The 15,374-nt window shown below is 72.5% G+C and carries 14 protein-coding genes and 1 pseudogene; 6 read left to right on the top strand and 9 right to left on the bottom strand.

Translation table 11 applies throughout. The features are described 5' to 3' along the window. Positions 1-153 precede the first annotated feature (153 nt). Positions 154-1,074, bottom strand: a pseudogene (locus AB0D93_RS09805) (ABC transporter ATP-binding protein); the annotation flags it as partial. A 192-nt stretch (positions 1,075-1,266) separates the two neighbouring features. Next, positions 1,267-2,244 (bottom strand): asparaginase, encoded by a 978-nt coding sequence (locus tag AB0D93_RS09800; RefSeq protein ID WP_362115839.1) that lies wholly within the window; start codon positions 2,242-2,244, stop codon positions 1,267-1,269. Positions 2,245-2,399: 155 nt separating this feature from the next. Between AB0D93_RS09800 and AB0D93_RS09795 the strand changes: the two genes are divergently transcribed. Together AB0D93_RS09795 and AB0D93_RS09790 are read left to right on the top strand one after the other, a co-directional pair. Continuing rightward, positions 2,400-3,626, top strand: coding sequence for a glucuronyl hydrolase (locus AB0D93_RS09795; protein ID WP_362115837.1), 1,227 nt, complete (start codon positions 2,400-2,402; stop codon positions 3,624-3,626). A gap of 52 nt (positions 3,627-3,678) precedes the next feature. Beyond that, positions 3,679-4,158 carry a diadenosine tetraphosphate hydrolase gene (locus tag AB0D93_RS09790; protein ID WP_362115834.1) on the top strand — a complete coding sequence of 160 codons (480 nt, stop codon included), beginning with the start codon at positions 3,679-3,681 and terminating at the stop codon, positions 4,156-4,158. A 60-nt stretch (positions 4,159-4,218) separates the two neighbouring features. Here the strand turns inward: AB0D93_RS09790 and AB0D93_RS09785 are convergent, their stop codons facing one another. Next, entirely contained in the window at positions 4,219-5,628 is a 1,410-nt protein-coding gene (locus AB0D93_RS09785; RefSeq protein ID WP_362115831.1) for a hypothetical protein, read from the bottom strand. Between the two features lie 170 nt (positions 5,629-5,798). On the opposite strand from AB0D93_RS09785, the gene AB0D93_RS09780 reads away from it, so the two are divergent. Beyond that, positions 5,799-6,707 carry a hypothetical protein gene (locus tag AB0D93_RS09780; RefSeq protein ID WP_362115828.1) on the top strand — a complete coding sequence of 303 codons (909 nt, stop codon included), beginning with the start codon at positions 5,799-5,801 and terminating at the stop codon, positions 6,705-6,707. A gap of 48 nt (positions 6,708-6,755) precedes the next feature. On the opposite strand, the gene AB0D93_RS09775 is transcribed toward AB0D93_RS09780, so the two are convergent. After that, positions 6,756-7,274, bottom strand: coding sequence for a hypothetical protein (locus AB0D93_RS09775; protein WP_362115825.1), 519 nt, complete (start codon positions 7,272-7,274; stop codon positions 6,756-6,758). A 186-nt stretch (positions 7,275-7,460) separates the two neighbouring features. On the opposite strand from AB0D93_RS09775, the gene AB0D93_RS09770 reads away from it, so the two are divergent. Then, positions 7,461-8,489 carry an alpha/beta hydrolase gene (locus AB0D93_RS09770; protein WP_362115822.1) on the top strand — a complete coding sequence of 343 codons (1,029 nt, stop codon included), beginning with the start codon at positions 7,461-7,463 and terminating at the stop codon, positions 8,487-8,489. On the opposite strand, the gene AB0D93_RS09765 is transcribed toward AB0D93_RS09770, so the two are convergent. From AB0D93_RS09765 to AB0D93_RS09745, 5 genes are read right to left on the bottom strand one after another with little or no spacing between them, the layout of a single operon-like run. Beyond that, entirely contained in the window at positions 8,473-8,925 is a 453-nt protein-coding gene (locus tag AB0D93_RS09765) for a hypothetical protein (RefSeq protein WP_362115819.1), read from the bottom strand. The two genes, AB0D93_RS09770 and AB0D93_RS09765, sit on opposite strands and share 17 nt — an antisense overlap. Before the next feature lie 28 nt (positions 8,926-8,953). Then, the gene (locus AB0D93_RS09760; protein WP_362115816.1) at positions 8,954-11,173 is read right to left on the bottom strand and encodes an FUSC family protein; all 2,220 of its coding nucleotides are present in this window, start codon (positions 11,171-11,173) and stop codon (positions 8,954-8,956) included. 52 nt (positions 11,174-11,225) lie between these two features. Next, positions 11,226-12,083, bottom strand: a complete 858-nt coding sequence (locus tag AB0D93_RS09755) for a biotin-dependent carboxyltransferase family protein (protein ID WP_362115813.1) — start codon at positions 12,081-12,083, stop codon at positions 11,226-11,228. Further along, complete coding sequence (locus AB0D93_RS09750) at positions 12,080-12,727, bottom strand: allophanate hydrolase subunit 1 (protein ID WP_362115810.1); 648 nt, start codon at positions 12,725-12,727, stop codon at positions 12,080-12,082. Before AB0D93_RS09750 ends, AB0D93_RS09755 begins: the two co-directional genes overlap by 4 nt. Next, positions 12,724-13,476 carry a 5-oxoprolinase subunit PxpA gene (locus AB0D93_RS09745; RefSeq protein ID WP_362115807.1) on the bottom strand — a complete coding sequence of 251 codons (753 nt, stop codon included), beginning with the start codon at positions 13,474-13,476 and terminating at the stop codon, positions 12,724-12,726. Before AB0D93_RS09745 ends, AB0D93_RS09750 begins: the two co-directional genes overlap by 4 nt. A 169-nt stretch (positions 13,477-13,645) precedes the next feature. On the opposite strand from AB0D93_RS09745, the gene AB0D93_RS09740 reads away from it, so the two are divergent. Both AB0D93_RS09740 and AB0D93_RS09735 read left to right on the top strand, forming a co-directional pair. Next, entirely contained in the window at positions 13,646-14,365 is a 720-nt protein-coding gene (locus AB0D93_RS09740) for a DUF969 domain-containing protein (protein WP_362115804.1), read from the top strand. Beyond that, the gene (locus AB0D93_RS09735; protein WP_362115801.1) at positions 14,362-15,336 is read left to right on the top strand and encodes a DUF979 domain-containing protein; all 975 of its coding nucleotides are present in this window, start codon (positions 14,362-14,364) and stop codon (positions 15,334-15,336) included. The genes AB0D93_RS09740 and AB0D93_RS09735 overlap by 4 nt, the downstream gene beginning before the upstream one ends. The last annotated feature ends 38 nt before the right edge of the window (positions 15,337-15,374 follow it).

Genomic DNA, 15,374 nt, shown 5'->3' with positions numbered 1-15,374 from the left:
CTGCGACCCCGTGCCGGGCTCCTCGCGTACGGCACCCAACCTCTGCGACCCCGTGCCGGGCTCCTCGTGTACGGCACCGGACTTCCGTTGCTCAGCGGAGGATTCCTGCCGCCCGGTCCCCGGGTCCTCCCCGTCGGGGCCCGGCCCGAGGTGTTCGGTGAGGGCGAGGTACGCGGCCTCCAGCGGAGACACCACAGGGGCGAGTTCGCGCAGGGCGACGCCCGCGTGGACGAGCCGCGCGACCAGTGCGTCCACGGCGGGCACCAGCGCACGGACCACAAGCACCTCGGTACGCCCGCGGCCTGCCGCGTCGTCGACCACGCGTATCCCCGGCGTGCGGGCGGCGAGCCGACGGGCGGACTGCGGGTCGGAGGCCACCAGCCGGTAGTCGAGTTCGCGGTTCTCGGCGGCCAGTTTCCCGAGCGGGCCGGTGAAGACGACGCGCCCCGTGGCGAGGATGGTGACCTCGGAGCACAGGGCCTCGAGGTCGTCCATGCGGTGGCTCGACAGCACGACTCCGGTTCCCTCCCGCGCGAGCCGGGTCAGGACGCCGTGCACGTGCTTCTTGCCGGCCGGGTCGAGGCCGTTGGACGGCTCGTCGAGCACGAGCAACCGGGGTTTGGTGAGCAGGGCGGCGGCGAGACCGAGCCGTTGGCGCATACCCAGGGAGAAACCGCGGGTGCGGTCGTCGGCGACATCGCTCAGCCCGACCTCGTCGAGCACGTCGTCGATCCCCGCCGTCCGCGCGTCCTGGCCGCGCAGAGCGGCCAGGGCGGCCAGATTCTGCCGGGCCGTGAGCGAGGGGTAGAGCCCCGGCCCGTCCACGAACCCCGCGACGCCATCGGGTGCGGCGAACGTGCGGCCCACCGGCGTGCCGAGGATCTCGAGGCGGCCGCCGTCGGCCACGGCCAGCCCGAGCAGCAGCCCGAGGAGTGTCGTCTTGCCGGCGCCGTTCGGTCCGACCAGGCCGTGGATCTGCCCTTGCGTCACATCCAGATCGATGCCGTCGAGTGCGACGACATCGCCGAAACACTTGGTGATCCCGCGAGCCCGGATCGCGAGGAGTGAGTCCATGAGCCCCATGAGCCCCTTCTTTCGAAAGCCTCAAGGACCCTAGGGAGGGCACACCGCACGCACAGGAATCGGCAGTTGAACGCTCATGGAACGGCAGACAACAGGCGTCGGCCGGCCTGATGCCCTCAAGGACCTCCGGCACTTCCCACCGTGCCGAAAACTGACTATACGTCAGCATATTGTGACAGACCCTCAGAAAACCGCCCGCACCTCCCCCACCTCCTCTCCCCCGCCCAGCACCGGAGTACGCCCGATGCGTTCGACGACCGGTGCCGTGACGCCGCTCAGGCGCAACGCGCGGGCCAGAACCGGGCCGAGGGCCCGGACCCCGCCGTCGTCGATCTTGAGGGCCAGGGAACGGCCGTCGGGCAGGGCGACGGCCTGGACGGCCTCGGCGCCCACCTTGGACAGGACGCCCGGTATCCCCCTCATCAGCCAGGTGTCGTGACGCCGGGTGCCGGCGACGTACTCCGGGTGGGCGCGCATCGCGTCGGCGACACGCCGCTCGGGTGTGCCGGGTGCGGCGAGGACGAAGGAACGGAAGGCGCGGGCGAGCCCGGTCAGGCTGATCGCCATCAGCGGCGCCCCGCACCCGTCCACGCCCACCGCGGCCACCGGCTCACCGGCCGCGTCCTCCACGGCCGTGCGGATGACCCGCTGCAGCGGATGCTCCGGGTCACGGTAGGAGTCCAGCGGCCAGCCCCGCAGCGCGGAGGCGGCCAGCATCGCCGTGTGCTTGCCGGAGCAGTTCATGACGACGCGATCGGGCCGGCCGCCCGACGCCAGGTAGGCCTGCTGCTCCTCCATGTCCAGTGGGAGCGCCGGCGGGCACCGCAGATGGTCCGGCGTCAGCCCGTGCTCGTCGAGCATCGCCCCGACGAGCGCTCGATGGAAGGGCTCGCCGGAGTGGCTCGCGGCCGCCAGGGCCAGTCGCTCACCGGCGAGGTCGAGACCGGTCCGCAACACGCCCGCCGCCTGCATCGGTTTGTTGGCGGAACGCGGAAAGACGGGGGACGTCACATCGCCGGTCGACCACTGCACCGAGCCGTCGGCGGCGAGCAGCACCACGCTGCCCCGGTGCCGCCCTTCGACGAAGCCGGAACGGACGACCTCGGCGAGGACCGGGGCGCCCGGCATGCTCGTGGCGGGGACTACGGCGGGCTGGGACATCTCGGTGCACCTTTCGGACCGGAATCGAGGTCGACCTGCCCGACCATAAACCAATTCACGTACATGAACCTTGCACATGTGGGTGTACGCCCAGGCCCCTGCCGTGCCAAACTCGCTCAACGCCCCTGCCGCCTTGCCTACTTGGAGGCCCGTCCATGAGCATGTCCCGGCGTACTGTGCTCACCGTGGCCGCCGGCGCCGCGGCCACGGCCGCCTCGCCCGCACACGCTGCGGAGAGGTCCGGCGCCCCGGGCACGGCGTCCGTCGCACGCACGCTCGGTACGGCGGCCGACTATGCGGTGGAGAAGTTGCGCGCCGTCGCGCCGGGAGTGAGCGCCTTCCCCGTCGGCACGAAGTTCGAGAAGTGGGTCTTCTCCCAGAACGGTGACTGGGTCGGTGGGTTCTGGCCCGGCACGCTGTGGATGGCGTACCTCCACAGCGGAGACGAGACGTTCCGAACGCTGGCTCTCGATTCCGCCCGGAAACTCGCCCCGCGTCAGCACGACACCTCCACCCACGACCTCGGTTTCCTCTTCTATCCGTCCTGGGTCACCGCCTGGCGGCTGACGGGCGACGACACATGGCGCGCGGGCGCCGTTCAGGCAGCGGATTCGCTGATCCGGCGGTACAACCCACGCGGCCGTTTCATCCGGGCATGGGGAGCGCTGGACGACCCGGTCAACGCCGGCCGGGCCATCATGGACACGATCATGAACCTCGATCTGCTGGACTTCGCCAGCCGGCAGACGGGGGACGAGAAGTACCTCCGCGTCGCCGTGGAGCATGCCAGGACCGCACAACGGGTCTTTCCCCGCGCGGACGGTTCGACGCCGCACGTCTTCGACTTCGACCCCGCGACCGGGGCACCGATCGGACCGAACACCGTCCAGGGCTACAGCCCGGCCTCGTGCTGGTCCCGCGGACAGGCGTGGGGCATCTACGGGTTCACCACGATGTACCGCCGGACCGGCGACCAGCAGTTCCTGGCCACGGCACGCAAACTCGCCGACTTCGCGGTCGGCGCGCTGAGTCCGGATCACGTCCCCGTCTGGGACTACCGTGCGCCGCAGGCGCCCCACGACATCAAGGACGCTTCGGCGGGCGCGGTCATGGCGTGCGGGCTGCTCGACCTGGCCACCGCGACCGGCAGACCCGATTACCGACAGGTCGCCCTGAGGATCCTCACCGCGCTCTCGGAGACCTGCCTGACCGCGAAATCCGCCCGCGCGGAGGCGATAGTCGCCCGCTGCACCCGCAATCGACCCGCCGAGGACGGCATCGAGATCTCCCTTCCCTACGCGGACTACTACCTCTTGGAAGGCATTCTGCGGGTCCTCCGGCCGCACGACGTCGACCGGGCCATCGATCTGTCGTCGCGGTGAGGCGACGAGGCGGAGTTGTCGTCCACCCAACGCACCGGCATAGGTTGGGGCCATGAGTGACGACTGGCGGACGGACCGGGTGGGCGCCGCCCTGCGGGATGAGAACCCGACAGTGCTGCGACGGCTCGAGGCGGGCTTCGCGGTGATCGGCGACGTGCAGTTCTTGCCGGGCTACTCGGTGCTCCTGGTGGACGAGCCCGGTGTGCAGCGGCTGTCCGACCTGCCGAGGGCGAAGCGGCTGGCGTTCCTGTCCGACATGGACCGGCTCGGCGAGGCCGTGGAACGGGCCTGCCGACGTCTGGACCCCGCCTTCCGCCGGGTGAACCTGGAGATCCTCGGCAACACGGACCCGTTCCTGCACGCCCACGTCTGGCCTCGGTTCGAGTGGGAGGCGCCCGAGCTGGTGGGGAAGCCCGTGTGGCTGTATCCGCCGGACCGGTGGCGGGACGAGCGGTTCGGGCTCGGTCCGCAGCACGACGCGGTGCGGGATGCGATCGCGGGCGAGCTGGACCGGTTGGGCGCCGTGCTCTGACGCAGGCGCCCGCCGATGCCGGGCCTGGGCTGCCCGGCATCGGCGTACGACCGCCGCGGCTCAGTTCAGCGTGAGGGTCGCGGTGTCGTTGTGGCTGTTCGGGTCGAAAGCCGGCCGGCGGGAGTGGTCCGGGTCCGGGCCCCAGACCAGCTGGACCCCGCCCTTGGCATGGGTGACCACGTCGTCGGCCCGGAGAGTCAGGCTGAAGTCGGTCATCTGCCCCTTGGGAAGGACGAAGCCCGGCGGGTCGCAGACGTACGGACCGTGGGCCGCCGCCGTCGGGTTGTTGTCCTGCCACGGCCTGCAGTTGGCCGAGTGGCCGACGGCGGTCGTACCGGTCGGGAGTGTCACCCAGACCGTGGGCACCCCCTCACCGCCGCTGCGGTCGTACAGGGTGGCAGGGCCGTTCGCGGACAGGTGGAAGGCGAAGGTCGCGTTCTTGCCCTGCCCCGCCTTCGCGCTCGCGCCGGTGACTCCGAAGTCGGCCGTGTTGCGGGCCTGGAGGGAGGTGATCCGGTAGTCGGTGACGTTGCCCGTCTCCGGCAGGGAGACCGAGCCGGCCGGGACCGTGGACTTCCGGCCCGCCTTGACCACCTTCAGCTTGAGCGTGGACCCCTTGCCCCAGGTCCACTTGATGCCCTGACCGGCCGGCCAGCCCGGCTGCCCGAGCGGCCCGGTCATCGTGTCGAGGTATGTGTACAGCGCGGCGGAGTTCACGCGCAGACGCACCGGTGCGGCCAGGGCGGCCGTCTCTGCGAGGTTGATCGCGCCCTTGGGGTAGCACTCCGCGAAGTGGATCGTGCCGTTGGTCCCGTACTTGCAGTTGGAGTAGTGGTCGGCGAAGTCGAGACCCGGTGAGGTCGCGAGGACCGTCTGGACACCCTTGGCGGGGCGGTTGCCCACGTTGGTGAACCGGACCGGCTCGCTCACGGTGCTGCCGACCTTGAGGCCGGTGTGGTCGGTGAGCTTGTCGAGGCCGAAGTAAGGGCCTCCCACCTCGACCCTGCCGGTGCCGCCCACGATCTCGGCGGGCCCGGACCGGCCGGTGACCTTGTACGTTCCCGTGGCACCGAGCGCGGCGCCCTTGAGCGGGGTCAGGGTCAGCCGGGACATGGCGCCCATGTGGGTGGTGGGAGAGGAGTCGGAGTCGAACATCTCCGAGCACGTGGCCACCAGGCCCTTGGCCGTGCAGTTGTCCGAGAAGGTCACCTTGGCGATCTTCGACAGGCCCCGGGCGTCCACGGTCAGGGTGGCGTCGTCCGCATGGAGGTTCTTGGTCTTGGTCTGGAAGTCGAAGTGCACGTCCGTCGTGGCGGGCGCGGCCGGCAGCGCCACGGGTGCCGGAGTGTCGAGGGTGATCACCGGCCGGCCGGTGGCGGCGCCGGCCGGGGCGGTGCCCAGCAGCGCGGCGGCGAGCCCGGCGGTGGATATGAGGACTGCGGCGGGCCCCGGGAAAGATCTTCGTCTCATCTACGTCCTTCGGTCACAAGGAACTTCACGAGGATCGACTCAACGATCAAGTGGACCTTAACCCGTGTTACGCCCCTGTGACGCTGAACGGACGATTCGAAGATCAGGACCTGCCAAGCTCGGCTTCAGCGAACGACCTGACCAGTCCATGTTCCTGGGGGAATACCGGAATGACCACACGTACCCGCACCATCGCGGCCGCCATCGCCGTGGCCGCAGCCGTCACCGGCACGGCGCTGCTGGGCGCCTCCGGCGCCGCCTCGGCCGCCACCAGCGCCTCGCACGGCACCCTGACCGTCAGCAACGGCACCAAGTACGTGCTGATCGGCGGCCACAAGGTGGACTTCAAGGTGAACGTCCGGGACCTCGCCTGGTCCCCGGACGGCAAGAAGGCCGCCTTCGTGGACGGCTCCGGCAACCTGGACATCGCCAACCCCGACGGCAGCGGGCGCGTCGTCGTGGCCAAGAACCCCGGCAACCAGAACTGGTCCCACCCGACGTGGCAGGTGACCGCGAAGGACACCCGGTACAACATCCCCGCCAAGGACAACCTCATCTTCGCGGCACGCGCGGGCGGTGTGTCCCGGCTGAAGTACATCTCCGCCAAGGCCGTCCACGGCACGCCCAAGACGCTGTCCCTGTACGGCGACCCCGGTCCGGGCGGCGCGCTGCCGCAGACCGGCAACGTCTGGCCGAACGCGGCCGGCCACTACGGCACCTCGGTCTACGCCAACGTCGACACCGGCGCCGTCTACATCCGTGACGACTACCTGCGCCAGCAGGGCGGCAAGCTCACCAAGGGCTCGCAGCCGGCTCTGTCCCCGAACGAGGAGGAGGTCGTCTTCGTGCGCTCGGTCGCCGGTCACGACCACGTCCTCGTCGAGGACCTGATGCACGGCAACCACATCAAGGACCTCACGCCGCACGCCACCACCGACTACACCGAGCCGGCCTGGTCCCCCGACGGCAAGACCCTCGCGGTACGGACCCCGTCCGGCACGGTGACCCTGCCGGCCAACGGCACGGGGCACCCGGCCAAGGTCACCTCGACCGTCGGCCTGGCGGCGTACCGCCCCTGACGCCGGCCAATGGCACGGGCCGGGCGCGGCCGGGGCGCGGAGTGCGGGTCACTTCGCCATCCGGTCGAGCTCGGCCCGCAGTTCGTCCAGGTGCTCGTCGGCCGTGTCGTGCGGCAGGAACTCGACGACGTCGAGGAACCGGAAGAGCACGCGGCTGCTGGTGACGGCGTACTCGTACTCGCCGAACCCCACCACCGCGCCCATGGCGCCCCGGACGGCACCCCGCACGACATGGGAGGTCATGTCGTCGTCCGGTTCCGCCGCCGGCGTACCGCGGCGGGCGTTGGGCCGCGCCAGATACGGGCACACCATCGAGGCGTACAGCATGCACGCCCGGTGCCCCGGTCCTTCCAGCGTCGGCTCGAGGTTGCGGTAGGGCCGCCCGGCGGCCAGCGCCTCCGCGATCGCCGCGCTCTCCGCGGCGCCCACCACACGCCACACCGGTCCCTGCGGCATGGCCTGGTCGCAGACCGAGCACAAACGCTTCCGCGCGCACGCGGCGCTGCGTTCGTAGTCGGTCAGCGCGAACCGGGGCTCCTCCCCTTCCCAGGGAGTGATCGCCGGCACGGGATATCCACGGGGGTCACGGGGCCGTGCCTCGACCGCCGCCGGCATGGGAACACTCTCGAATCGCACGAGCCATGCCTACCAGGACGAGCGCCTCGGGGCCAAGGCCGGCCGGAGCGGGCGGTGCGTCGCACCGGCCACGGCAGCGCCAAATCCCGTGTGGGACGGGATGATTGACTGGGCCGCATGGACCTCGCCGATGACATGGCCTCCGAGCCCGGCCCCGTGGCCACGGGCCGGGACGTTCCCCCGTTCGACCCCGAACTGGCCGCGGTGCTGGCGGGTTTGGGAAGCGCCGTGAGGGAGCCCGTCACGCCGGAGAACCTCGCGGCCCGGCAGGAGCGGGACGCCGCCGTCCGGCCCCGGCCGACGCTGCGCGAACTCCGGGCCGGCGGCCGCTTCGAGGCGCGGGAGCTGCGGGTGCCCGGTCCGCCGGGCGGCCCGGACGTCACGCTCGTGAGCGCTCGGCCCGCCGGGGTCACCGGGCCCCTGCCCCTGCTGTACTACCTGCACGGCGGCGGAATGATCACGGGCAACGCATGGTCGGTCCTGCCGCGGCTGCTCCGCGAATGGGCCGCCGCCCTGGAACTGGCCGTGGTCTCCGTCGATTACCGGCTGGCGCCGACGGCGCGGTACCCCGCGGCGGTCGAGGACTGTTACGCCGGACTCGTCTGGGCGGCCGAGCACGCGGCCGAGCTGGGAATCGACGCGGGCCGCGTCGTCGTGGGGGGCAAGAGCGCGGGCGGCGGCCTCGCCGCCGCACTCGCCCTGCTCGCCCGGGACCGGGGCGGACCGGCGCCGATCGGGCAACTGCTGCTGTCCCCGATGCTCGACGACCGCACGGACACGTTCTCCAGCCACCAGATGGCCGGCGTCGACACCTGGGACCGGACCTCCAACACGACCGCGTGGCAGGCGCTGCTGGGCGAGTGCTACGGCGCCGCGGACCTGCCGCCCTACGCGGCACCGGCCCGCGCCACGGATCTGTCCCGGCTGCCTCCGGCGTACCTCGAGGTCGGGTCGGCCGAGACGCTGCGGGACGAGGCCGTCGCGTACGCCCAGGCCATCTGGCAGGCCGGCGGCCGGGCCGAACTGCACGTCTGGCCCGGCGCCTTCCACGGCTTCGACACCTTCGCGCCACGGGCGGCTCTCAGCCAGGAGGCCCGCGAAGCCCGTACCCGCTGGCTTCGGCGCATCCTCACGCGGACGCGATGACTCCGTAGGTGACCAGTCCGTAGGCGAGGTGCGGGACGGCGTCGGCGGTCCAGTCGGTGGCCGACCAGGTGCGCGGGTCGCTGATGTCCAGGCCCGCCATCGGCGCGTCGCTGAGTGTCATCGCCAGGGCCCCGGTGAGCACGGCGCCCAGCCAGGCGGGTGGCCGTACGCCCGCGCGGTGGAGCAGCGAGACGACCGCACCGGTCCCGACTCCGACGGCGATGCCCGACAGTGCTCCCAGTGCGGACAGCCGGTTGTCCCTCCCGTCCCCGTCCGGGACGGGGAGACCCGCTTTGGTGGTGATCTTCTCCACCACGGCTTCGGGCGCGCTGCTCGCAGGGCGGCCGCGCAGTGCCATGTCCATGTATGTCACGGCGTTCAGCACGGTGGTGCCCGCGGCTCCTGCCGCACAGCCCCGCGCGATGGTTCGGAACATGCCGCTCCGGTTCCCGGCCGTGAGCGCGTCAAACGGTGCCGTCGTCGGCAGCGAGGAGGCCCGGCGGCACGGATCGGCCCGGACCGGGCCCCGGGCCGCCGTGTGCGATCCGTGTCAGGTCCGTCAGCAGCGAGTCCAGCCACGATACGGTCGCGTAGTACAGGCGGGGCGCGCCGGGCGGCTCGGTGCCTGACCCCTCGATCACCGGATCGATCAGCGGGATCGGCCCGGTGGGGGTGTCCGCACCCGGATCCAGGGCCGCCGAGACCAGCAGCATCCGCCCGGCCACGCGCTCGCCCAGCGCACCGACCGACTCGGCCGCGGCGGGCCCAAGACCGGTGAGGGGCGGCGCCAGCAGTCGCTCTGATCCCCACAGGGTGTGGTGGCCGGCGATCAGTGTGGCCTGCCAGTCCACGGTCCGCCGGGCGGGCCCATGCGCCCGGCCGCCGAAGGGTGTCGGCTCGCTCTGGAACTGGGCGTACGCGGATTCGGCGAGGACGACGGCGCGCTGCAGGGACCGGTGGCCGGACTGCCCCGACGGTGCGGCGCACGCGCCGCCGCCCGCCACCGAGGCACCGGTCACCACCACGATCTCCGCCGCCCGGCGCAGGAGTTCCGCCACCGAGCGGCGCAGCTCGTCATGGGCGCCGCGCGGCCAGGCGAGCAGCCCGAAGACGGCGCCGATCGCGCTGCCGACCAGCACGTCCAGCATCCTGACCTCCGCCAGCCGCCATGTCGGCACGGACAGTTGCGCGAAGACCAGGGCGACGAGCACGGTGAACAGGCCCTGCGCCCAGCCGACGCCCTTGACCGGCCCCACCGTGAAGGCGAACAGCATCCACACCGGCAGTACGACGGCGTAGACGGCGGTGTGGGGCCCGGCCAGGCTCAGTGCCCCGGCCGTGACGAGGGCCCCGGCCAGCGTCCCGGCGAGTGCGAGACGGATGGTGTGCCAGGTCTCGTCCATGGTGGTCCGGGTGAGGGTGAGCGTCGCCAGCGTGGCCCAGAATCCGTGCGGGAGCGTGTCCACTCCCGCCACGAGCCGCGCCGCGGTCAGGGCCAGGGCGATCCTGGCCGCGTTCTGGAAGAACACCGACCGGCGCCCGGCGTGGCCGCGCAGCCGGTGCCACCACAGCAGCGGCGCCCAGGTCCTGGCGTACCAGAAGCGGGTGGGCGGGACCTGAACTCCCGCGTGTCTGCCGTGTACCGCCAGATCGGCCGCCGTGGCCATGGCGAGCGCGGCGTCGGCGATCTCCAGGACGGCGGCGTGCCGGCGCAGTACGGCGGGCGGCACGTCCGGTGCGCGGGCGGTCCCCGATGCGGGATTCCCGCCGGGGCCCACGGACACGGCCGACAGCCGCGCCCGTGCCGTGGCCAGCTCCTCGTACGGCGTCACCGGCGACGGTCCGGCCCCCAGACAGGCCGCGGTCGCCGTGGCCAGCCGTGCCACGGCCCGCAGGACGGCGGTCACCTCGGAGCCCGGCTGCCCGTCCGGCGGAGCGGGCAGTTGGGCCAGGCGGCTGAGGAGGGTGCGCGTGGCGAGTCCGGTGTGGGCGAGGGCGCGGTCGCGCACTCCGGGGCCGGCCGGCCGTTCCGCCTCCGGCACCATCAGGGACCGTAGCGACCGGCTGGTGTCCCAGGCCGCCCGGACGCCGTCGTCGCTCAGCGCGTACGGCGGTGCGGCGAGCCGGGTCGCGCAGTGGGCGGCGGTGTGCGCGGCGTGGGCGGCCCGCTGCCGGTAGGACGGCGGACCGGGCTCGGGAAAGACCAGTGACTCGGCGGCGATGAAGAGGGCCAGGCCGGTGGTCGTGCCGATCAGCCGGTCGCCGAGCGTGTCCGGAGCGTACGGGGGGAACGACGGGAGGATGTAGAGGAGTTGCAGACCCGGCGCCGCCCCGGCCGGGCGTGGTCCGCCCACGGCGGCGAAGGCCAGCGCGAAGCCGACCGCCAGCATGCCGGCGACGGCGCTCCAGGTCCGCACCGACAGATACGTGCCGACGACGACCAGCAGCCAGCACACCGGCAGCAGGCGCAGCACTGTCGCGGCCCGCTGCCGTCCGGTGCCGGGGATCCTGGCCAGTCCGCCGAGTGCCACGGCGGCGAACAGGGCGTAGGTGGCCGCCACGGGGCGGTCGAGGCCGTAGCGGAAAAGGTAGAACCCGGCCGCGGCGACCAGCGTCACGCGTACCGCCCGTCGGCCCGAGACGGCGTAGTCCGCCGCGATCCGGCGGACCGGGACACGACCCACCCCTACAGAATCGCCCACCGCGGAGGGCCCGGCACGCCGCCGGGCGGGGGCTTCACCCGGGGGTGAAGCGGATCGGCGTGCCCGCGGCGGCCTGGGCGGCCGCCGCCAGGGCGGTCTCGGCGACGACACCGATCACCGGGTAGCCGCCGGTGGTCGGGTGGTCGTGCAGGAACACCACCGGACGCCCGTCCGGGGGCACCTGCACGGCGCCGAGCATCATTCCTTCGCTCGGCAGTTCACCGGCCGACACGCGTTCCAGGGCCGGTCCTTCGGTGCGCAGGCCGATGCGGTTGCTGTGCTGGGAGACGCGGTACGTGGCCGAGGTGAGGGTGCGCAGCGCGCCGGGAGTGAACCAGTCCGCGCGGGGGCCGAGCCGCAGCGGCAGGGTCAGCTCGGTGGGCGGCGCCGGCCAGGGAGCGCCGGCGGGGAGCGCCGGCTGCTGGGCGGGGGCGCCCAGCGGGAGGAGGTCGCCGTCGCGCAGGGGCGCCGGGCCGAGTCCGGAGAGCAGGTCCGTCGAACGGCTGCCGAGGACCGGTTCGACGGCGATACCACCGGCGACGGCCACGTAGGAGCGCACGCCCGCGGTCACTCCGCCCACGTCCAGGACGGCGCCGCCGGGCACCCGTACGGGCAGTCCCCAGGGCGCCGGCCGGCCGTCGACCGTCACCGGGCAGGGCGCGCCACCGACCACGACGGTCACGCCGCGGTCGGGGCGCAGGGCGCAGCCGGTCAGGGTGGTCTCCAGCACCGCGGCCTGTGAGTCGTTGCCGAGGAGCCGGTTGGCCAGTTCCCTGGCGGGGGCGTCCAGGGCTCCGGAGCGGGGAACGCCCAGGTGGGCATGGCCGCGCCGGCCGTGGTCCTGGACTGTGGTGAGGGCTCCGGAGCGTACGACGGTGAGCTTGACGGTCATGGCGTACCGTCCTCGGCCACGAACCGCACCCGTGTTCCCGGCGTGAGCAGGGCCGGTTCCTCCCGGGTGAGGTCCCACAGCGGTGTCGGGTCCGGCATGGTCCCGATCAGCTGCCAGCCGCCCGGGGTGGCGCGCGGGTATACAGCGCTGTAGGGACCGGCGAGCGCGACCGCACCGGCCGGGACCCGGGTGCGGGGTGTGTCGCGGCGCGGCACGTGCAGCTCCTCGGGAAGGCCGGTGAGGTAGCCGAAGCCGGGGGCGAAGCCGCAGAAGGCGACGCGGTAGGTGTACGAGGAGTGCCGGACGGCGACCTCCTCGGCCGCCAGCCCCCACAGGGCGGCGACATGGGCCAGATCGGGACCGTCGTAGCGGACCGGGATCTCCACGACTCCCCCGGTGTCGGTGGCATGGGACGGCACGTACCAGTCGGCGATCCGGCGGGCCAGCTCCTCCGGGTGCGTGACCCCGTCCAGGAGCACGGTGCGCGCGCCCGGCACGATCTCCTCGACCGGCGGGAGGGTGCCCGCCGCGCGCCGCCGCAGGAGTTCGGCGTGGAAGGCCCCGGTGTGCTCGGCGTCCGGCAACTCGACGAGCAGCGCGTGCCGTCCGGCGATGCGTACCCGCGGAGAGCGGCTCCCCGTCATGCGAACGCCCCGATCTCGACTCCGGCGCCCTCCAGGGCCGCGCGCACCCGGGCCGCGATCCGGGCGGCACCCGGGGTGTCGCCGTGGACGCACAGGGAGCGGGCGGCCACCGGGACGGTCGTACCGTCCACGGCCTGGACCGCGCCTTCCACGGCGAACGCCAGCGCGCGCCGGACCACGGCGGCCTCGTCGGTCACCAGGGCGTTCCTCTCGCGCCTCGGCACGAGCGTGCCCGCGGGGGTGTAGCCGCGGTCCGCGAAGGCCTCGGGCACGGCCGTGAGGCCCGCCTCCTCGGCCGCGGCGAGCAGCCGTGACCCCGGCAGGCCGAGCACCGGCAGCATCCCGCCCGCCAGTCTCACGCCCGCCACCACGGCGGCCGCCTGCTCGGCGTCGTGCACGGTGCGGTTGTAGAGCGCGCCGTGCGGTTTGACGTAGGCCACCTCGGCGCCGGCGGCCTGTGCGAAGACCCGCAGCGCCCCGATCTGGTAGGCCGTCTCCGCCGCCAGTTCGCCGGCCGGTACGTCCATGGAGCGACGGCCGAAGCCGGCCAGGTCGCGGTAGGACACCTGCGCGCCGATCCGGACGCCACGGGCGGCCGCGAGGTCGCAGACTCGGCGCATCACCGAGGGGTCGCCTGCGTGGAAGCCACAGGCGACGTTGGCACTGGTCACCACGGAGAGCAGGGCGTCGTCGTCGGTGAGCGTCCAGCAGCCGAAGCCTTCACCGAGATCCGCGTTGAGATCGATCACACCCTCAACGTAAGCGATCGTTGAACGATCCGACAAGGGGATGGATTTTCCCACCGCCCCCTTGTTCGATCGTTGAACGATCCCCTAGGGTCCGTGCAGCCCTCACGGATTCGGGCCCCCGGATCCGCGCCGCTCGGGTGTCCTGCCCGCTCACCCCTAAGGCCGCCGCATGATCGTTCTCCTCGGCGTCGCCGTGGTGATCCTCGGATTCGCCACGCGTCGCAATCCCGTCCTCGTGGTCGGTGTCGCCGGTGTCGTCACCGGGCTGCTCGGCAAGATGAGCCCGCTGGAGGTCCTCGCGGCCTTCGGCCGGTCCTTCGCCGACAGCCGCTCGGTCACCGTCTTCGCCATCGCCCTGCCCGTGATCGGCCTGCTGGAGCGCTACGGCCTGCGGGAGCAGGCCCGCAGGCTCATAGGCCGGCTCGGCGGTCTCAGCACCGGCCGGTTCCTCACGGCCTACCTGCTGGTCCGTCAGGTCACCGCGGCACTGGGCCTCAACAGCGTCGCCGGCCCCGCGCAGACCGTGCGTCCCCTCGTCGCTCCCATGGCCGAGGCCGCCGCCGAGCGCTCGACGGGCGGGCCACTGCCCGAGCGCCTCCGCGAGAAGGTGCGTTCCTACGCCGCGTCCGCCGACACCGTCGGCCTCTTCTTCGGCGAGGACTGCTTCATCGCCATCGGCTCGATCCTGCTGATCACCGGCTTCGTCAACTCCACGTACCACCAGAACCTGGAGGCGACCCAACTGGCCCTGTGGGCGATCCCGCTCGCCGTCTGCGCCTTCCTCGTCCACGGCGCCCGCCTGCTGCTCCTGGACCGGCAGCTGCAGCGGGACATGGCACTCGCCGCCGCCGAACACGACCTGCCGCTTCCGAAGGAGACCAACAAGTGATCAAGGTCGAGTGGCTCTACTGGCTGGTGGGTCTCGTCCTCGTCGTCATGGCCGTGCAGATGGCCGCCGACCGCAGCAACCCCAAGCGGTGGACGTCCGCCGCGTTCTGGGGCCTGCTCGGGCTCACCTTCCCCTACGGCACCGGCGTCGCCAACGCGACCGCGAAGAACGGCGGCTGGACCCTGCCCGCCGAACCGCTCGGCATCGCCGTCCTCGCCCTGATCGTGCTCGCCGGATTCAACTTCCTCGGCAAGGGCATCCCGGTCACCAGCACCGGCGAGGAACGCGAGGCCTCCGCGGACCGGCTCGGCAGCAGGATCTTCGTCCCCGCACTGACGATCCCGCTCGTCGCGATCGTGTGCGCCTCGGTACTCGACACGTCCGGGCTGTTCGAGACCGGAAAGGCCGCCCTCCTCGGCCTCGGCATCGGCTGCCTCGTCGCCCTCGTCGTCGGCATGCTGGTCACCGGCGAGCGCAAGCTGTCCGTGCCGCTCCACTCCGGGCGCTCCATGCTGGAGGCCATGGGGTCCGCCCTGCTGCTGCCCCAGCTGCTCGCCGTACTGGGCTCGCTCTTCGCGCTGGCCGGGGTCGGCACCCAGGTCGGCAAGATCGTGCACGACGTCCTGCCGGACCACTCGAAGTACCTCGCCGTCATCGCGTACTGCGCCGGCATGTTCCTGTTCACGGTGATCATGGGCAACGCCTTCGCCGCGTTCCCCGTGATGACCGCGGCGATCGGCTGGCCCGTCCTCATCCAGCAGATGCACGGCAATCCGCCGGCGGTCCTGGCGGTCGGCATGCTGGCCGGCTTCTCCGGAACGCTGTGCACCCCGATGGCCGCCAACTTCAACATCGTCCCGGCCACCCTGCTCGAACTGAAGGACCAGTACGGCCCCATCAAGGCGCAGATCCCGACGGCGCTCCCGCTCCTGGTGTGCTCGACCGCGATCATGGCCCTCTTCGCGTTCTGAACCGCCCGGCCGTATGCCCCTCCCCCGTGAAGGAAGCG

The sequence above is a fragment of the Streptomyces sp. NPDC048191 genome (assembly GCF_040652655.1).
Taxonomy (GTDB): domain Bacteria; phylum Actinomycetota; class Actinomycetes; order Streptomycetales; family Streptomycetaceae; genus Streptomyces.
The sequence above is the reverse complement of the archived record's forward strand: the minus strand, read 5'-3'. Positions and strand labels throughout refer to the sequence as shown.

Coding starts and splice junctions, on each gene's coding strand:
- AB0D93_RS09800 (WP_362115839.1), bottom strand. CDS start 2,244: ATGTCCCAGCCCGCCGTAGTCCCCGCCACGAGCATGCCGGGCGCCCCG.
- AB0D93_RS09795 (WP_362115837.1), top strand. CDS start 2,400: ATGAGCATGTCCCGGCGTACTGTGCTCACCGTGGCCGCCGGCGCCGCG.
- AB0D93_RS09790 (WP_362115834.1), top strand. CDS start 3,679: ATGAGTGACGACTGGCGGACGGACCGGGTGGGCGCCGCCCTGCGGGAT.
- AB0D93_RS09785 (WP_362115831.1), bottom strand. CDS start 5,628: ATGAGACGAAGATCTTTCCCGGGGCCCGCCGCAGTCCTCATATCCACC.
- AB0D93_RS09780 (WP_362115828.1), top strand. CDS start 5,799: ATGACCACACGTACCCGCACCATCGCGGCCGCCATCGCCGTGGCCGCA.
- AB0D93_RS09770 (WP_362115822.1), top strand. CDS start 7,461: ATGGACCTCGCCGATGACATGGCCTCCGAGCCCGGCCCCGTGGCCACG.
- AB0D93_RS09765 (WP_362115819.1), bottom strand. CDS start 8,925: ATGTTCCGAACCATCGCGCGGGGCTGTGCGGCAGGAGCCGCGGGCACC.
- AB0D93_RS09755 (WP_362115813.1), bottom strand. CDS start 12,083: ATGACCGTCAAGCTCACCGTCGTACGCTCCGGAGCCCTCACCACAGTC.
- AB0D93_RS09750 (WP_362115810.1), bottom strand. CDS start 12,727: ATGACGGGGAGCCGCTCTCCGCGGGTACGCATCGCCGGACGGCACGCG.
- AB0D93_RS09740 (WP_362115804.1), top strand. CDS start 13,646: ATGATCGTTCTCCTCGGCGTCGCCGTGGTGATCCTCGGATTCGCCACG.